Origin of the sequence: Burkholderia seminalis, assembly GCF_001718535.1 — a bacterium.
In the GTDB taxonomy this organism is placed as follows: Bacteria; Pseudomonadota; Gammaproteobacteria; order Burkholderiales; family Burkholderiaceae; genus Burkholderia; species Burkholderia seminalis.
The window spans coordinates 2479711-2497467 of the sequence record NZ_CP013400.1; the positions used below are offsets into that span (position 1 = coordinate 2479711).

A 17757-nucleotide genomic window follows, 5' to 3' on the forward strand; every position below is an offset into this window, starting at 1 on the left:
TCACCCCTGCCGAACGCGCTGCGCACGCGCGGCCAGACGCGGCCGCGTGCGTTCGAGCGGGCCGAGCCGGCCGAACAGGCCGTCCGCGACGCCGAACAGGATGCCGGCCAGCTTCGCGCGCTTGTCGCGCTCGACGAGCGCGATCTGCACGACCTGCCACACGGTCAGCAGGTTCGGCACGATCGCCACCGGAAAGCGCAGCCCGTACTGCATCCCGAGCTGCACCGCATTGCGTGCGCTGTAGTAGCGCCGTTGCCACGAATGATTCATCGACGTCATTTCAAAAGGGCCGATCGCGTGCCGCTGCTTCGCGCCGATCCGGTGCGGCAGCACCAGCGACGGCACGACATAGAGCGGCACGTTGCGCGACAGCGCGCGGAAACTGTATTCGGTGTCGACGTGATCGATGAACAGCGTCTCGTCGAAGCGGCCGAGCAGGTCGAACGCGTCGCGCGACACGACGCAGCCCGACGAGATCAGGAACGCGCAGCGCTGCAGCGGCGCGCCCGGCTCGATGCGCAGGCGGCGCAGGCCGATGCCGTTCGTCGCGAGTTCGGGCAGGAAGCTGCGCGCGTTTTCGTCGAAGATGCGCGGGCCGGCCAGGAACGCGCGCCCCGCGAGCCCCGCACAGACGTCGCGCATCGCCGGGAAATAGGCGGCCGGCACCGACGAATCCTGGTCGAACAGCGCGACGGCGTCGATGCGATCGCGAAACAGCGCCGCGAGCCCCGCGTTGTACGCGCCCGCGATCCCGCCGCGATTGCCGTGATGCAGCAGCGCGATGCCTTCCCTGTCGCACAGCGCGCGCGCCCGCGCATCGGGCCGCGGCGTGTTGTCGACGACGAGCAGCGCATCGCACGCGTGCCGCCACGCACGGAGCGCGTCGAGCTGCGCATCGCTCGGGTGATACAGGATCACGAGTGCGCCGAGTGTCGTCATGGTCTTCTCCTCAATGCCCGAACGACGCGGCCGCGCCGCGCTTCGGCCGCGTCAGCCACATCATCGCCGCGAGTGCGAGACACGTCATGCTCGCCATCCAGAACATGTCGTTGGTCGCCATCATGTACGCCTGCTGCATCACAACGTGGTGCAGCGTGGACAACTCGCGCACGCCGTCCACGCCCATCGCGTTCAGCGCGTGCACGAAGCGCTGCGTGTTCGCCGACGCGTGCGTGACCGATTGCGACACGGTGTCGTAGTGATAGGTCGCGCGGTTTTCCCACAGCGTGACGCTCATCGCGGTGCCGAACGCGGCGGACAGCGTGCGCAGGAAGTTCGACAGGCTCGACGCGGCGGCAAGCCGGTCGTCCGGAATGCGCGACAGCGTCGCCGCGGTCAGCGGAATGAAGAAGCACGGCAGCCCGATCCCCTGGATCAGCCCCGGCGCCGCGATCTGCGCGAACGTCATCTTCAGCGTGAAGTGCGCATCCCACGCGAGCACGGCAGCGAACACGAGGAAGCCGAAGGTCGCGAGCACGCGCGCGTCGAAGCGGTGCGCGTGAATCCCGACGAGTATCGAGAACACGAGCGCGAGCACGCCGAGCGATGCGGTCGCGAGCCCCGCGTGAAACGCGTTGTAGCCCATCACGGCCTGCATCCACAGCGGGAACACGACGCCGACCACCGAGAAGCTCATCATCCCCAGCGAGATGATCAGCACGCAGAACGAGAACGTGCGGTCGCGAAACAGGCTGAGATCGACGACGGGGTGCGCCTCGCCCGCTTCCCAGATCAGCAGCGACACGATCGCGAGCGTCGCGACCACCGCCAGCGTGACGATCAGCGGCGAACCGAACCAGCCGCGGTCGTGGCCGAGGTCGAGCATCGCCTGCAGCGAACCGACGCCGATCACGAGCAGCACGATGCCCGGCACGTCGATCGGACCGGCCGCGCCGCGTTGCGCGTCGGGGCGCAGCATCGCGGTGCACACCGCGAACGAGAACAGCCCGATCGGCAGGTTGATCAGGAAGATCCACGGCCACGAGAAGTTGTCGACGATCCAGCCGCCGACCACCGGCCCGAAGATCGGCGCGAGCAGCACGGTCATCGCCCACAGCGCGAGCGCGATCGTGCGCTTGTCCGGCGGGAACGTGCGCAGCAGGATCGTCTGCGACAGCGGCACCATCGGCCCGGAACACAGCCCCTGGAGCGCGCGGCAGATCACCAGCACGTGCAGGTCGCGCGCCAGCCCGCACAGCAGGGACGTGAGCGTGAACAGCAGCACCGCGCCGACGAACAGCCGCAGCTCGCCGACGCGGCGCGCGAGCCAGCCCGTCAGCGGCACCGCGATCGCCGCCGCGACCGAGTACGAGCTGATCACCCACGTACCCTGGCTGTTCGATACGCCGAGACTGCCGGAGATCGCCGGCACCGCGACGTTCGTCACGGTCGAATCGAGCACCTCGATGAAGGTCGCGAGCGACAGCGCGAACGTCAGCAGCGCGAGGCGGATGCCGCGCACCGGCTGCGCGGCCGGCGCGGGCGCGGGCGTGTCGAACGCGGACGGCGCGACCGGCCCGTCGTGAAGCGGCGACGCGGTGCTCATGCGCCGGCCGCCGCGAGATCGGCCCGCGCGGCCAGCCGGCCGCGCTTCGGCACGAATCGTTCGATGAAATCGGCGGCCGCCTCGCAACCGTCCGGCGCGGCCGCGAGCAGCGCGCGCATGCGCTTCGCATGCACCGCGAACGCCGGTTCGTCGAGCGCGCGAGCGAGCGCCGCGCCGAGCCGCGCACCGTCGACCGGGCCGTCGACGCGCACGCCGCAGCCGTTCGCGACGACGCGTTGCGCGTTGTCGAACTGGTCGTGCGCGAACGGCGTGACGACCTGCACGATCCCCGCCTCGCACGCGAGCGCCGCGGTGCCGATCCCGCCGTGATGCACGAGCGCGCGGCAACGCGGCAGCAGCGTACGCATCGGCACGAAGCGGCGCACGAGCAGCCGCTCGTCGCCCGGCGCCGCATCGTGCGGCGTCAGCAGGATCCCGCGCGCGCCGGTCGCGCGCAGCGCGTCCGCCACCGCGCGCGCGTAGGCCGCGTGATCGACGCGGGTCGAACCGGCCGTGAACACGACCGGGGGCTCGCCGGCCGCGAGAAACGCATCGAGTGCCACATCATCGTCGGGCGTCGCAATATCGTTGAACAGCGGAAAACCGCTCTGCAGATGGTTCGACGGCCAATCGGGCTGCGGCGGCGCGAACCAGGCGGGAAACAGGCACAGCACGCCGTCGGTGGAATGCAGCCAGCGGCCGAGCACGCGCCGCGCGGGCGTGAGCCCGAGCTCGCGGCGCACCGCGTCGAGCGCCGGGCCGCACACACGATCGAGCACCTGGCGCTCGATCAGCGTCATCAGCGCCGATTTCACCGGCAGCGGCCAGCGCGCGGGAATCGTCAGGCGCGGGTGCGTCGGCGGCGCATGCGCGGACAGCAGCGTCGACGGCGACACCTGCACCGACACGTAAGGCGTGCCATGCAGTTCCTGCATGAAGCGCGCGGAGAACGCCCACAGCGTGCCGACGAGCACCGTGTCGGCATCGGTCAGCGCATGCAGCGCGTCGTAATGCGGGCGCAGCGTCGGCGCGATCACCTGCCACAGCGTGCGGAACGACGTGCGCGGATCCCACAGTGCCGGGTTCTCCATCGCGGCGTCGTATTCGGCCGCGGTACCGACCGGCACGAACGCGAACCCGCAGCGGCGCACGGCCGCCTCGAACGGCGCGTGCGTGCAGAACACCACGTCGTGACCGCGCGCCGCGAGCGTGCGCGCGACACCGAGCAGCGGATGCACGTCGCCCGCCGAGCCGATCGCGGTCACGATCATCTTCGCCATCGCGCGCCTCGCGGAGGTCAGTAGAAACCGGGGATCAGCGCCGCCACTTCGCGGCGGTACTGCGTGTACGCCGGCCCGAAATGACCGGTGAGCCAGCTCTCCTCGACGCGCACCTTGTACGCGAGCGACGCGAACACGAGCAGCACGCCGACCGCGCCGCGCCATTCGCCGCCGATCAGCGCGGCGCCGGCGAGCGCGACCAGGCAGCCCGTATAGATCGGGTGGCGCACCAACGCGTACGGCCCCGTGCGGACGAGCTCGTGGTTCTCCTTCAGCGTGACCGACACGCTCCAGTTGGTGCCGAGATGCAACCGCGCCCACACCGAGAACAACAGACCGGCCGCCAGCACCGCAAGCCCGCACTGCGCCTGCAGCCCGAAGCGCTGCCAGTCGGGCACGAGCGCCTGCCACGACGGATCGGGCAGGATGATCAGCGCGCCGCCGACGATCAGCGGAATCGACTGCAGCGTGCGCGAGCGCGACGCTTCCTTGCGCACGGTCGTCTTCACGCCCTGCGACGTGGCGATCCAGTAAGCGAGCCATGCGGCCCACGGAACGACGATGGCGATGGTCTGAACGATATTCACGGCTGGCCTGCCTCGTTGGGATGGGAATTCGGATGTGCGGGGCGAACCCGGTGCACGACGGTTGGCGTCACGACGACAGCGCGTGCATCGGCGCGGGCACGCACGCATGCGCGGCGGCGCGCGCCATGCCGGCCGCGACGCTCGCCTCGCCGCAGAAGAACTCGAGCAGCGCCGTGCGCGTGCATTCGCGCTGCGCGCGGCCTTCGATGTCGAGGAAATGGCCGGCGTCCGGCACCGTCGCGAACCGTGCGCGCGACACGTGCGCGCCGAGCTGGCGCACGTCGGCCGGCGTCGTGTATTCGTCGCGCTCGCCGTTCAGGAACAGCAGCTCGCAGCCGATGTTCGAGAACTCGCTGAAGTAGCGCTCGGGCCGCAGCGACAGAATCTGGTCGACGTGGAACGCGACCTGGTCCTGCTCGTCGCGCGGCAGGCGCGTGAGATACCGGTAGTTGTACAGCTTCATGATGCGCGGCAGGTAGCGGCCGACGGTGTCGTTCAGCAGCTGCGCGGCCTTCAGGTTCTCGCCGGCCGCGATGTGATCGCGGGCACGCGTCACGTAGTCGACCATCGCGTCGTTCAGGAACGGCGAGAACGAGCAGATCGCCGCGCGACGCACGCTCGGGCAGCCGCGCGCGAGCGCGAACAGCGACGCGACGCCGCCCCACGACACCGACACGAGGAACGCCGGCGCGAAATGCTCGACCAGGTACTGGAGGATCGCGGCTTCGTCGTCCTTGGTCAGGATGCAGCAACCCGGGTTGTACTGACGCGACTGGCCCGCATACGGCAGGTCGAAGCAGATCGTGTTCATCCGCTCGCCGAGGTACTGGACCGTCTGCCCGAACGACGCCGTCGTCGCGAGCGCGCCGTTGACGAGCATCGCGGTGTCGAACGCCGGGTCGAACACGTTCCGTTCGACATAGACCTTCAGGCCATTCGGTAGCGGGACCACGTGTTTTTCGGTCGGCATCGTCGTTCTCCGGTGGATGCGGCGTCTCGACGTCGCGGCATGCTGCAGGTGCGCAATGACAGGTGACGGCCCCGTGCGCGATCCGTCATCGCGCCCATTGCCGACGCACCGCGGCAAATGCCGGCGGCGCTCATTGATTCCTGATGGTGCGGCGCCATACTAATACGGTCGATATTACTTACTCAAGTCATTCCAACGATCCCCTCTACTCTGTTAGAAAATGCCCATGATTCAAATTTTTTCGTCAATTTCTATGGTATGCGGATTCTCCACGCGGGCGGACGCAATCGTTTGCGAGCAATCTGGAGAAGCGCTCAAAAATCGATATTCTTGTTTTAATTCAAATACATATTATGTTTTAATCGACTGATTAAAACGATTTCATGAAAGCCGCACACATTCACGATCCGAATTGACGATTTCACATTGCGAATAATCTTACATATTTCGACACTCTTTCGTTTTGTAATGCACCGGAAGTGGAAATTTTCCCTCGCATTGCGTCATCTTTTCGGAATCCGTTTTAAACAGATTTCAATTTAATTAACCTTCTTTCAATGCATTTTTCCGCACCCGCACATGACCGCGGAGGCGACGCGGCACCCGTCGCGGCGTGCTGTTTCGCCGTCGGACCCCGATTTTTTGTTGATTGAACGATCAATAAAAAACCGCTAAGCTTTCGACTTCCATGAACGGCCCCGTCCGGGCGAAGGGAGTCGCGATGCCGAAAGTCGGAATGCGGGAGATCCGTCGCGCGCAGTTGATCGATGCCACGCTGCGCTCGATCGACGAAGCGGGCCTGCCCGGCACGACGCTCGCCTCGGTCGCGCAACGCGCGAACATCTCGACGGGCATCGTCAGCCACTACTTCGGCGACAAGGACGGCCTGCTCGAAGCGACGATGCGGCACGTGCTGCGCGACCTGTGGTCGGCCACCACGCGCCGCCGCACGGCCGCGCGCAAGGATCCGCGTTCGCGGCTGCGCGCGATCGTCGCCGCGAACTTCGACGATACGCAGGTCAGCGCCCCCGTGATGAAGACGTGGCTCGCGTTCTGGTCGCAGAGCATGCACGACCCGATGCTCAAGCGCCTGCAGCACGTCAACACGCGGCGCCTCCATTCGAACCTGTGCGCCGAGTTCGCGAAGGCCTTGCCGCGCACGAAAGCGCGCGAAGCCGCCAGCGGCCTCGCCGCGCTGATCGACGGCCTGTGGCTGCGCGGCGCGCTCGCCGGCGGCCCGATCGACACCCGGGCTGCACTGAAGCTCGCCCACGATTACATCGACCTGCTGCTCGCGTCCGCCTGACGCGTCACGCAGTCGCCTACCAGGAGATCCTCATGTCCGTATACGGTTTGCAGCGCCTCTACATCGGCGGCGGTTACGTCGACGCCACGAGCGGCAAGACTTTCGACACCTTCGATCCCGCCACCGGCGAACTGCTCGCCCAGGTGCAGCAGGCAAGCGCGGCCGACGTCGAGCGCGCCGTCGCGTCCGCGCAGGAAGGCCAGCGCGAATGGGCCGCGATGACCGCGATGCAGCGCTCGCGCATCCTGCGCCGCGCGGTCGACCTGCTGCGCGAACGCAACGACGAACTCGCGGCGATCGAAACGCGCGACACCGGCAAGCCGATCGGCGAGACGCTCGCGGTCGACATCGTCACCGGCGCGGACGTGATCGAGTACTACGCGGGCCTCGCGACCGCGATCGAGGGGCTGCAGGTGCCGCTGCGCGCCGAGTCGTTCGTCTACACGCGCCGCGAGCCGCTGGGCGTGTGCGCGGGCATCGGCGCGTGGAACTACCCGATCCAGATCGCATGCTGGAAGACCGCGCCCGCGCTCGCGGCCGGCAATGCGATGGTGTTCAAGCCGAGCGAGGTCACGCCGCTGACCGCGCTGAAGCTCGCGGAAATCTATACGGAAGCCGGCGTGCCGGCCGGCGTGTTCAACGTCGTGCAGGGCGACGGCTCGGTCGGCGCGCTGCTGACGGGCCACCCGGACATCGCGAAGGTGTCGTTCACGGGCGGCGTCGAGACGGGCAAGAAAGTGATGTCGCTGGCCGGCGCCTCGTCGCTGAAGGAAGTGACGATGGAACTCGGCGGCAAGTCGCCGCTGATCGTGTTCGACGATGCGGACCTCGATCGTGCGGCCGACATCGCCGTGACCGCCAACTTCTTCAGCTCGGGCCAGGTCTGCACGAACGGCACGCGCGTGTTCGTGCACCGCTCGATCAAGGATGCGTTCACGCAAAAGGTGCTCGAACGCGTGAAGCGCATCCGCGTCGGCAAGCCGACCGATGCCGACACCAACTTCGGCCCGCTCGTGTCGGCCGCGCAGCTCGACAAGGTGCTCGGCTTCATCGAGAGCGGCAAGGCCGAAGGCGCGAAGCTGCTCGCGGGCGGCACCCGCCTGACCGACGGCCACTTCGCGAACGGCCAGTACGTCGCGCCGACCGTGTTCGGCGATTGCCGCGACGACATGAGGATCGTGCGCGAGGAAATCTTCGGGCCGGTGATGAGCATCCTCGATTTCGAATCGGAAGACGAAGTGATCGCCCGCGCGAACGACACGCACTACGGCCTCGCGGCCGGCGTCGTGACCGAGAACCTGTCGCGCGCGCACCGCACGATCCATCGCCTCGAAGCCGGCATCTGCTGGATCAACACGTGGGGCGAATCGCCGGCCGAAATGCCGGTTGGCGGATACAAGCAATCCGGTGTCGGACGCGAGAACGGCATCACGACGCTCGAGCACTACACTCGAATCAAGTCGGTGCAGGTCGAGCTCGGCCGCTACAACCCGGTGTTTTGAGGATCACGAAAGGAGATTGACCGTCATGACGACACGCGAATACGACTACATCATCTGCGGCGCCGGTTCCGCGGGCAACGTGCTCGCAACGCGCCTGACGGAAGATCCGGACGTCACGGTGCTGCTGCTCGAAGCCGGTGGCCCCGACTACCGCTTCGACTTCCGCACGCAGATGCCGGCCGCCCTCGCCTACCCGCTGCAGGGCCGCCGCTACAACTGGGCGTACGAGACCGACCCCGAGCCGCACATGGACAACCGCCGGATGGAATGCGGCCGCGGCAAGGGGCTCGGCGGCTCGTCGCTGATCAACGGGATGTGCTACATCCGCGGCAACGCGCTCGACTACGACAACTGGTCGACGCACAAGGGCCTCGAGAACTGGACGTATCTCGACTGCCTGCCGTACTTCAAGAAAGCCGAGACGCGCGACGTCGGCCCGAACGACTATCACGGCGGCAGCGGCCCCGTGTCGGTCACGACCAGCAAGCCGGGCGTGAACCCGCTGTTCGAGGCGATGGTCGATGCGGGTGTGCAGGCCGGCTATCCGCGCACCGACGACCTGAACGGTTACCAGCAGGAAGGCTTCGGCCCGATGGACCGCACGGTCACGCCGAAGGGCCGCCGCGCGAGCACCGCGCGCGGCTACCTCGACCAGGCGAAGGTGCGGCCGAACCTCGAGATCGTCACGCATGCGCTCGCCGACCGCATCCTGTTCGACGGCAAGCGCGCGTCGGGCGTCACGTACCTGCGCGGCAGCGAGCGCGCGAGCGCGCATGCACGCCGCGAAGTGCTCGTGTGCAGCGGCGCGATCGCGTCGCCGCAGCTGCTGCAACGCTCGGGCGTCGGCCCCGGCGCGTGGCTAAAGGAACTGGACATCCCCGTCGTGCTCGACCTGCCGGGTGTCGGCCAGAACCTGCAGGACCACCTGGAGATGTACATCCAGTACGAGTGCAAGGAGCCCGTCTCGCTGTACCCGGCGCTCAAGTGGTGGAACCAGCCGAAGATCGGCCTCGAATGGATGCTGAACGGCACGGGCCTCGGCGCGAGCAACCACTTCGAGGCGGGCGGCTTCATCCGCACGCGCGACGACGACCTCTGGCCGAACATCCAGTATCACTTCCTGCCGGTGGCGATCAACTACAACGGCTCGAACGCGATCGAGATGCACGGCTTCCAGGCGCACGTCGGCTCGATGCGCTCGCCGAGCCGCGGCCGCGTGAAGCTGCGCTCGCGCGACCCGAACGACCATCCGAGCATCCTGTTCAACTACATGGCCGAAGCGCTCGACTGGCGCGAGTTCCGCGACGCGATCCGCGCGACGCGCGAGATCATGCGCCAGCCCGCGCTCGACCGCTATCGCGGCCGCGAGCTGAACCCGGGTGCCGACTGCAAGAGCGACAAGGAACTCGACGCGTTCGTGCGCGCCCGCGCGGAGACCGCGTTCCATCCGTCGTGCTCGTGCAAGATGGGTTACGACGACATGGCCGTGGTCGATGAAGAAGGCCGCGTCCACGGGCTCGAAGGGCTGCGTGTGGTCGATGCGTCGATCATGCCGATCATCACGACCGGCAACCTGAACGCGCCGACGATCATGATCGCCGAGAAGATTGCCGACAAGATCCGCGGCCGCCAGCCGCTCGCGCGGGTCGACGTCCCTTACTTCGTCGCGAACGGCGCGATGGCGAGAAACGTCGCGAAGGCCGTGCGGCAGCCCGAGACGGTCTGACGACGGCGGGCGCGCTGCCCGAACCTGGATGGTGTCCTGATGAAACGCCGCCGATCGCGATGGTCGGCGGCATCACATACTGCGTCCGGTCGATGGAGCGCGGAACCGAGGCGTTGCGCGGCCGGTCGGCGCGGCAGTCGTGCGGTCGCACGACGCTGCCGATGGCGTGACGCCGCGCCCGCACGTGCCAACGCGGCCCGGGATGTCGCCCCGGGGCGAGCGCCTGCGCGCGAGGCGGTGCCGGCCGTTTCATCCAGGCCAAGCCCCCCGTCAGCCGGCCTTGCTCCCGTCTTCGCCTGAGCGGGAAATCGTCACGCCCCGCGTGCGCACCCGCTTGCCGCGGACGATCGGATTCCAGCGCGACGTCAGGCTCATCGCGTCGCGCAGGCGGTCGAACGCGATATCCTCCGTCGACCCGAAGCGGCTGACCGCCGGCCACGCGAGCACGTGGTCGAGCCACGCCTGCCAGGTGTCGCCGTGGAAGCGACCGCCGATTTCCCGCACCGTATCCGGTGCGGCGATCGCGATGCCCGCCAGCAGGTAGCAGGCCCAGAAGCTGCCCGCGCCGACGAGTCGATCGAGCCGGCAAACGGCGAGCGCGGCAAGCAGCCCGTCCATCGACGCGAGATCGGCGCGATGCGTACGGATCGCCCGCGCGACGAGATTGTGCTGCCCGCCGTACGCCTGAACCGACACGCCGTTGCCGGCCGCGAGCCCGGCCGAGAACATCGCGAGCGCGGCCATCTCGTCGATGCGCGCCGCGTCGTCTCGCGGGCCGCATGCGCGCAGCACGATCGCGTCGATGACGGCACCGGGGTGGGTCGGCGTTTCCCCGTTCGCTGCCGCGATAGCGGTCAGCCTTTCTCTCGGGTTCTTCGCAGGCGGCATCTCGCGCGGCCCGTCAGGTGGGTTCGCGACGCGTTCTCGCGCGTCTTCGCCGTGGCGTTCGACGCCGCCGGCAATGCGTTCGAGCGCGGCCCAGCCGATGTCGGGATCGTCGAATGCGCACGCCTCGATCACGCCGTGCGCGGAGTCGAATACGGCACGCGAGCCCGGGCAGCAACGTTCGGCCTCGGCGAGTTGACGGACGGAAGGCACATGCGAGCACGCGCCGAGCGGATCGGCCGGGTCGCACGCGCAGCCGCCGCCGTCCGACGCGCTCCACGGGACGAGCCGGTGGAGCGCGGCCGCCGCTTCGCGCGACAGGCGCGTGCCGGTTCCCGCGCGCGTCGTGTACGACGCGGCGACGGCCGTGTCGCCGGCATCGCGCGCGGTCATCGTGCAGGACGCCGTGTCGAGATGGTCGATCAGGTATTGCAGCCACGCGGCGGTGCGCAGCCGGTCGGGCGTCGCGTCGCGGGCATCGCCATACTTTGCTGGATCGGTAAGCATGGTTCCGGCCAATTGGAATCGTTTTGTTTCGATCGAATCGGGGAAGCGCAGTACGTCACGCCCGCCCCGCGGGTCCGCCCATGCCGGATCGCGACACGGGCGGCTCGGCCGGCACGCGGATAAGCGCGACGACGCGAATACATCGAGGAAGCGAACATGGCCGCGTGCGAACCGCACGATCCTCGCGCACGGCTGGCGCTCCGCGACGGTTACTGCACGTGGAGCTTCGGCGACGCGACGAGCGTGCCGGCCAACCTGCAGTCCGGCGCCCATTCGGCCTGGTTGAAGGTCAGCGACGCGTTCGAATCGTTCCACGCCGCCACGAGCTTGTCGGGACCGCAAGAACCCAGCAGCGTGAAGGTCACCTGCGCATCGTTGATCGACAGCTGTGTCGCGCTGTCCACCTGCCCCGTCCACGGCGCGGCGCTGCTCGCCGTACTGCTGATCAGCGGGCACCAGTTGCCTCCGCCGAACTGCGCCGACGTGATGCGGATCACGCCCGCCGGCGTGATCGTTCCGTTGAACGTCACCGCGCAGTTGGTGTTGATCGCCTTCTTGCCGAGCGTGGTCATTCCCGTCGCGGAGAACGGTTCGCCGTTCGGATTCATCGGCTGACCGTCCGCGCGAGAAACCGTCACGGCAAAGGCGGGCGCGGCCAAAACCGCGGTGAACACCACGGCAGCGACACGCGATGCGATTGGACGAATGTTCATCTGCATTGCCCTCTCTCTTTTTTGATATGAATGGCGGCACACCGGCAGAAACGACCGCGCCGCCGAATGAATCCGGCCGCCGCGCCGATACACGCGACGGCACGAACCCATCGAAGCCGCGGAAACCCGCCGCACATGCCGCACGGCCCTCGTGCGCGGCGGGTTCCGCTTCGATCGCCCGGCGTTTACTGCACGTGGAACTTCGGCGACGTGGCGACCGTGCCGCTCACCGTGCAATCCGGCGTCAGCGCGGACTTGTCGAAGGTCAGCGACGAGTTCGAATCGCTCCACGCCGTCACGACCTTGCTCGGCCCGCAGGTACCGAGCAACGTGACGTTCACCTTCACGTTGTTGATCGACAACTGCGTCGTGCTGTCGGCCTGGCCCGTCCACGGCGACGTGCTGCTCGCGCTGCCGCTGATCAGGCCGCACGTCGCGCCGCCCGAGAACGTCGTCGACGTGATGTTGACGATGCCGGTCGACGTGATCGTGCCGTTGAAGGTCGCGTTGCAGTTCGCGTTGATCGACCCCTTGGCCAGCGCCGTCAGCCCCGACGCCGAGAACGGCTCGCCGTTCGGATTCATCGGCTGGCCGTCGGCACGCGAAACGGTGACGGCGAAAACAGGCGCGGCCGAAACCGCGGTGAAAGCCACTGCAGCAACAAGCGATACGATTTTGCGAATGCTCATTTGAACTGCCCCCTCTCTTCACAAATGGCGGCACGCCGCCAGGAACGCGACCTTCCGGCCGGAACGATCCGGCCAGCCGGGCGCAGGAAACCGCCGGCACGCGTCATGCGCGCCGGTCGGCTCAGAACTTGTAGGAAATCCCGACGAACGTGATCAGCGGATCGGCCTTCAGCCGCGTGCGCGTGGTCGCGAGCGTCGAGCCGTCGGCCGCCTTGATCACGAGCGACGAGTAGGTCTTCAGCGGCATATAGGTCAGCGTCGCCGTCAGCCCCCAGTGCTTGTCGATCGCATAGCTCGCGCCGACGTTGTAGACCGGCGTGAACGACGACGACGCCTTGCCCTCCACCGACGTCGCGCCCGGCTTGCCGGCGCCGGCCGCGAGCACGCTGCCGAGGTTCTCGTTGATGTCCTTCGCGAAGTTGCCGTTCAGTTCGATGTTGCTGAACCAGCTGTAGGCCACGCCGATCCCGACGAACGGGCGGAACTTCGCCGTCGGCGCATTGAAGTAGTACTGCAGGATGATCGTCGGGCTCCACTGCCGCGCGTTCTTCACGGCCGGCTGGTTCGCCGACTTGTCCATGTCGACGTTGCCGAGCGCGCCGGCCGGGCCCGGCGGCTTGATCACGCCGTGGCCGGTCAGCGTGAACTCGGGCGGCACGCCGAGCACCGACGTCACCGCGATGTGGTCGGTGAAGAAGTGCGTGAGCGTGAGGCCGACCGTATCGGCATTGTTGACCGTCAGGCTCGTGCCCGGCGACGTGAACGAGCCCGGCAGGCGCAGCGGCCCGTTGATCGGCATGCTCGCGAGATTCGTCGTCAACCCGTTGGTCGAATCCTGCGGCATGATGTGCAGCCAGCCCAGCGTCGCGACGTTGTCGCCCGCCTGCTGGGCCGATGCGAGCGTCGACGCGACTGCGGCGACACCCGCGACAATCAGCTTCTTCATGAAGTCTCCCCCTCGTTCTGTCGGGGCGCCGCGCATCCGCGCGCGGCGCCACCGTGTCTCCATCCAGGCGTGCGTCACTGCACGAATGCGCCGACCGTGAAGTACGGGTTGCTCGTATCGGCCATGTCGAGGAACCCGAACACGCCGCCGGTGAACACGAACTTGCCGGTTGCCGGCCCCGACGCCGCATCCGCGTGCACGGTCGTCACGACGCCCGGCACCTTCTGCGTGTAGTCGAGGTTCAGCGCGCGCGTGAGCGCGGCCTGCGACGCGTTGAACGGATCGAGCAGCGTGGCCTGCGCGCCGACGAGCGCGGTCGCGCGGTAGTTGAACGCGCTGTCGACGCCCGTGTACTCGCCGTCCTGCGAGCCCTGCGCGATCGCCGTCTGCGGGCTCAGGAACGAGATGCCCGATTCGTCGTCCGCGCTCGGCGGGCCTTGCGTGAGGTCCGCGTTCGCGGCGCCGGTGCGGATGAAGATCGGCACGAGCTGGTTGCGCAGCTTGCCGACGATCAGGATCCCCTTGCCGGCCTTCGCCGGATCGAGCGCGGCGAGCGTCGGCGGAATCTGCGGCTGGTAGTTGAGCGACTGGAACGCCGGCGCATCGGGGCGCAGCGTGAACGGCTGGTTCACGGTCGCGCTCGACGCGAGCGGCAACCCGCCGTTCTTCTTGCCGAAGTTGTCGGTTTCCGTATAACTGCCGTCCGCGTTGATCGTCACCTTCTGGTCGAGCGCCACCGGCTGGAAGTTCTGCGACGGCACCTGGTGATAGCCGAGCTGGTTGTACGTGCCGGCGATCTTCGTCAGGTCGGTTTCCAGCGACGAGAAGCTGATGAACGGGTAATACGGGAACGTCGTCTTCGGGATCTTGCCGACGCCGATCACGCCGTCGAACTGGATCGTCGCGCCGGGAATCGCGCCGCCCAGCACGCCTTCGCCGAGGAACAGCCGCGCGGGCCGGCTCGGGTCGAGGCTCGCGTTCTGCATCCGGAACGTGCACTGGTTCAGCTTCACCGTCGGCAGCCCCGTTTCGTCGGCCAGCGTGCCGTCGACCACATTGGCGGGCGCCGTGTCGCGCGTCGGCTGCACGGTGCCGGTGGTGGTCGGCACCGGCGACGCGAGGTAGGTCATCCGGTACGTCATCTTCGTCGTGTCGAGCTGCACCTTCACGAGCTCGCCCGACCCCGACCCGCCGATGAATACCGTGTTGTAGTCGATCGTCTGCGGACACAGCCGGACCACCGGCGCGGGCGGCGGGTCGCCGTCGCCGCCGCATGCGGCCAGCACGGGCGCGAGCGATGCCGCGGCCATCCATTGCTTCACATTCATAGGAATCCTCTTGAAATTCGATTCGCCGGCGGCGACGCATGCGCCGCCGGTGTTACGTGTTCAATGCAGGGTTACTGGACGAACGCGCCGACCGTGAAGAACGGGTTGACCTTGTTGTTGTTGACGACCATCGCGTAGACGTTGCCGGCCGTCACGAGCCAGCCGGTGTCGCCCTTGCTGAAGATCGCCACGTTGCCGTTCGCGCCCTTCGCGTTGAAGTCCTGCGTGGCGGTCACCTTGATCTTGCCGGGCGTGGCCTGCGTATAGTCGAGCGCGAACTGCGAGGTGACCGACGACGTCTGCGGATCGATGAATGCCGCGGTATTGCCCTGGAACAGCGTGGACGTATAGTTCGCAGCCAGCGTCGACACGGCGGTACCGTCGTTGCAGGTGCCCGCTTCCGTCAGGAAGGTGCCGTTGACGAAACTGCCGGGCAGCTCCGGATGCGGCACGTTCGGATTGAAGCTCGGGCCCGCCGTCGGGAAGAAGGTCGTCGTGCCGGGAGACGTCACGATGCCGCAGGCGGAGGCGCTGGTCGCGCCGATGTAGCCGCCTTTCAGGGAATTCGCGGCGATCGCGGTGGTCGACGACAGCATCGAGATACCGACTTCGGCATCGGCGACGGAGGCGAGCAGATTGGTCGCGTCGACATATGTGTAGCCGACGCGAATCACGACCGGTATCCGTACGCCATTCAGCTTGCCGACGATCATGATGCCTTTGGCCTGGCTCGACGCAAGAAGGATGAGCGACGACCCCTGCCCCGCGATCGGATACGAGAGCACGCCAAACGCGTTCGGCAGCCCGTTGCTCACGAACACGTTGTCGGCCGACCCGTCCGCATTCTTGCGCAGCGTCCACGGCGTCCCGGTCGTCTGGCACGAGTAGTCGCTGCCCGGGGTGATCGTGCACGAACCGTCAGCATTGAGCGTCTGGTTCCAGTTGACGACGTCCGGTTCCCAGCCGATTGGCCCGGGCGCGCTCTGCCCGCCCCCGCCGAGCGGCGACAGATGGATGCCTACCTCGTTGTAATTGCCCGCGACCTTCGAAAAATCGGTTTCCGTTTCGATGAAGCCGATGAACGGATAGAAATCGAACGTGCGCGACGGCACGTAGCCGATGGGCAACGGAGCGCCGAGGTCGATGCCCTTGAACGCGATCGTCGCCCCCGGAATCCCGCCGCCCACGACACCATTGCCGACGAACAGCATCGGCGGATCGGCGCGATTGATCGTCACCGCATACGCGCCGTCGCTCGTCGCGCCGCTGTCGAGCACGAACGCGCAGCGGTTCTGCTCGGCCGTCGGGAGGTTGGTCGGATGATGGAACGCGCCGCTGATCGTCAGGCCCGCGCGCGTGTTGTTGACTTGCCCTGCCGACGTCGGCACCGACGATTCGATGAACTGCATCTGGTAGGTGAGCTTCGTCGTGTCGAACTTCACCTTCACGTACTCGCCGCTGCCGGCGCCGCCCGTATACGTCGTCGTGTAATCGAGCGCGTCCGGACACAGCTTCGTCACGACGGGCGGCGTCGTTTCGGCGCCGCTCGACCCGCAGGCGCTGCCCGAGCACTGCGGCACGTTGATCGGCCCCGGATCGTCGCCGCCGCCGCAACCGGCGACGAACGGCAGCACCAGCACCGCGCACGACAGGATCGCCTTCCGCCATTCAGGAATGCAAATCATCAACCCCTCCTTTTCAGGTACGACAAGTCTCGTCCGGCCAGGCTGCATGGCCCGCCGGTTGGTATCGCGCCGCCGCCCGAACGCGCGGCGCATGACGATGCGCGCCAGACGGCCGCGATGCCGGTCAGGCATGTGCGGCACACGCCGCGGCGGCAGACAAGCGCGGTCCCGCAGCGCCGTCATGCGGCACGGCACCGTCGGAACGATCGGAACGGAAAGTGGTTCGCCGCGCTACACGGCGAGGTGACGACGCAGGCACGCGACCTGCGTCGCGCCTGCATGCAGCGAAAAATCGGGGAACGGCAGTCCGGCTGGCCCCGCGGATGGGCGTCTCATGGTGTGGTCTCCATACGTACGCTTGATTCGTTATCGTGATGCGTCGTTTGTCGAGACTATGATCGGACCATTCAAACAAGTAAATGGATGCAGAGTTCCAAACGAATGAACCCGCGCGATCCTAGCGTTTACACGGTATTTAACAGATTTTCAAACAGCCTTCATTTTATTTGCTCAGACAAATACCCGGGCTGTGGAACACGCGTTTGAACGGCACTCGCGCAATCCGCGCCGAGCCAGGCCAGGCGGCCTTCAGCGGCCCGCACGCATGTTGCGGCGCAACCTCATACGTCGATGATCGCGAGCGTGCCGTGGCTGCCGGGCAGCACCGCGTGACGTATCCCGGCGCGCGCGAGATACATCTGCCCGGCCCCGACCACCACCGTTTCCGCGTCAACCTCGAGCATCAGCGTGCCGTCGAGCACCAGCAGCCCCTCGTTGTAGTCGTGCACTTCCGCGTCGTACGGCTGCGCATCCATGCGCAGCACCTTGATCCGGGCCGGCCCGACCTCGCCGACGATCGTGGATTTCCATGCGGCGGCCTGCGCGGCGGCCACGGACTTGAAATCGATCAAAGACATGCGCCCCGCTCCATGAACGATGAAAGGAACGCATTATCGCGAGCGCGATGCGTGCCGTCCCGGTACGGCGCAAGGGTCTTCCGGCAGCACAGTCGACGTGCCGCAACGGCGGAACCACGGTCGCGGCGGGAATCATGAGAAATGCGGCAAATTGTTCGCTCAATTCAAATA

Annotated in this window: 15 protein-coding genes; 3 read left to right on the forward strand and 12 right to left on the reverse strand. The window is 67.2% G+C overall.

All coding sequences use genetic code 11. From position 1 onward, the window contains the following. From WJ12_RS31620 to WJ12_RS31640, 5 genes are all read right to left on the reverse strand, one after another. Complete coding sequence (locus WJ12_RS31620; RefSeq protein ID WP_059556911.1) at positions 1 to 939, reverse strand: glycosyltransferase family 2 protein; 939 nt, start codon at positions 937 to 939, stop codon at positions 1 to 3. Between the two features lie 10 nt (positions 940 to 949). Beyond that, positions 950 to 2545 carry a DHA2 family efflux MFS transporter permease subunit gene (locus WJ12_RS31625; protein WP_069245996.1) on the reverse strand — a complete coding sequence of 532 codons (1596 nt, stop codon included), beginning with the start codon at positions 2543 to 2545 and terminating at the stop codon, positions 950 to 952. Next, a complete protein-coding gene (locus WJ12_RS31630; protein ID WP_069245997.1) occupies positions 2542 to 3825 on the reverse strand; it encodes a glycosyltransferase in 1284 nt (427 codons plus the stop codon). Before WJ12_RS31630 ends, WJ12_RS31625 begins: the two co-directional genes overlap by 4 nt. Before the next feature lie 17 nt (positions 3826 to 3842). Then, a complete protein-coding gene (locus WJ12_RS31635) occupies positions 3843 to 4412 on the reverse strand; it encodes a methyltransferase family protein (protein ID WP_034186073.1) in 570 nt (189 codons plus the stop codon). Positions 4413 to 4479: 67 nt separating this feature from the next. Continuing rightward, on the reverse strand, positions 4480 to 5382 hold the full coding sequence (locus tag WJ12_RS31640; protein WP_034186072.1) for an alpha/beta fold hydrolase: 903 nt from the start codon (positions 5380 to 5382) through the stop codon (positions 4480 to 4482). Positions 5383 to 6103: 721 nt separating this feature from the next. On the opposite strand from WJ12_RS31640, the gene betI reads away from it, so the two are divergent. From betI to betA, 3 genes are read left to right on the forward strand one after another with little or no spacing between them, the layout of a single operon-like run. Then, on the forward strand, positions 6104 to 6688 hold the full coding sequence (gene betI / locus WJ12_RS31645) for a transcriptional regulator BetI (RefSeq protein ID WP_034186211.1): 585 nt from the start codon (positions 6104 to 6106) through the stop codon (positions 6686 to 6688). A 32-nt stretch (positions 6689 to 6720) separates the two neighbouring features. Then, positions 6721 to 8190 carry a betaine-aldehyde dehydrogenase gene (gene betB, locus WJ12_RS31650; RefSeq protein ID WP_034186071.1) on the forward strand — a complete coding sequence of 490 codons (1470 nt, stop codon included), beginning with the start codon at positions 6721 to 6723 and terminating at the stop codon, positions 8188 to 8190. Between the two features lie 25 nt (positions 8191 to 8215). After that, positions 8216 to 9916: a choline dehydrogenase gene (gene betA / locus WJ12_RS31655; protein ID WP_059556914.1), complete on the forward strand. Its 1701-nt coding sequence runs from the start codon at positions 8216 to 8218 to the stop codon at positions 9914 to 9916. A 270-nt stretch (positions 9917 to 10186) separates the two neighbouring features. Here betA and WJ12_RS31660 read toward each other — a convergent pair whose 3' ends face one another. The 7 genes from WJ12_RS31660 to WJ12_RS31690 form a co-directional block, all read right to left on the reverse strand. Then, positions 10187 to 11308: a hypothetical protein gene (locus tag WJ12_RS31660; protein ID WP_069245998.1), complete on the reverse strand. Its 1122-nt coding sequence runs from the start codon at positions 11306 to 11308 to the stop codon at positions 10187 to 10189. 209 nt (positions 11309 to 11517) lie between these two features. Next, on the reverse strand, positions 11518 to 12021 hold the full coding sequence (locus WJ12_RS31665) for a hypothetical protein (protein ID WP_059556970.1): 504 nt from the start codon (positions 12019 to 12021) through the stop codon (positions 11518 to 11520). Between the two features lie 185 nt (positions 12022 to 12206). Further along, the gene (locus WJ12_RS31670) at positions 12207 to 12710 is read right to left on the reverse strand and encodes a hypothetical protein (protein ID WP_049035976.1); all 504 of its coding nucleotides are present in this window, start codon (positions 12708 to 12710) and stop codon (positions 12207 to 12209) included. A gap of 121 nt (positions 12711 to 12831) precedes the next feature. Beyond that, positions 12832 to 13656 carry an OmpW/AlkL family protein gene (locus WJ12_RS31675; RefSeq protein ID WP_034186067.1) on the reverse strand — a complete coding sequence of 275 codons (825 nt, stop codon included), beginning with the start codon at positions 13654 to 13656 and terminating at the stop codon, positions 12832 to 12834. 74 nt (positions 13657 to 13730) lie between these two features. Continuing rightward, positions 13731 to 14984 carry a DUF2957 domain-containing protein gene (locus WJ12_RS31680; RefSeq protein ID WP_049035971.1) on the reverse strand — a complete coding sequence of 418 codons (1254 nt, stop codon included), beginning with the start codon at positions 14982 to 14984 and terminating at the stop codon, positions 13731 to 13733. A gap of 71 nt (positions 14985 to 15055) precedes the next feature. Next, positions 15056 to 16669: a DUF2957 domain-containing protein gene (locus tag WJ12_RS31685; protein ID WP_069245999.1), complete on the reverse strand. Its 1614-nt coding sequence runs from the start codon at positions 16667 to 16669 to the stop codon at positions 15056 to 15058. Positions 16670 to 17289: 620 nt separating this feature from the next. Further along, positions 17290 to 17586: a cupin domain-containing protein gene (locus WJ12_RS31690; RefSeq protein ID WP_069246000.1), complete on the reverse strand. Its 297-nt coding sequence runs from the start codon at positions 17584 to 17586 to the stop codon at positions 17290 to 17292. Positions 17587 to 17757 lie beyond the last annotated feature (171 nt).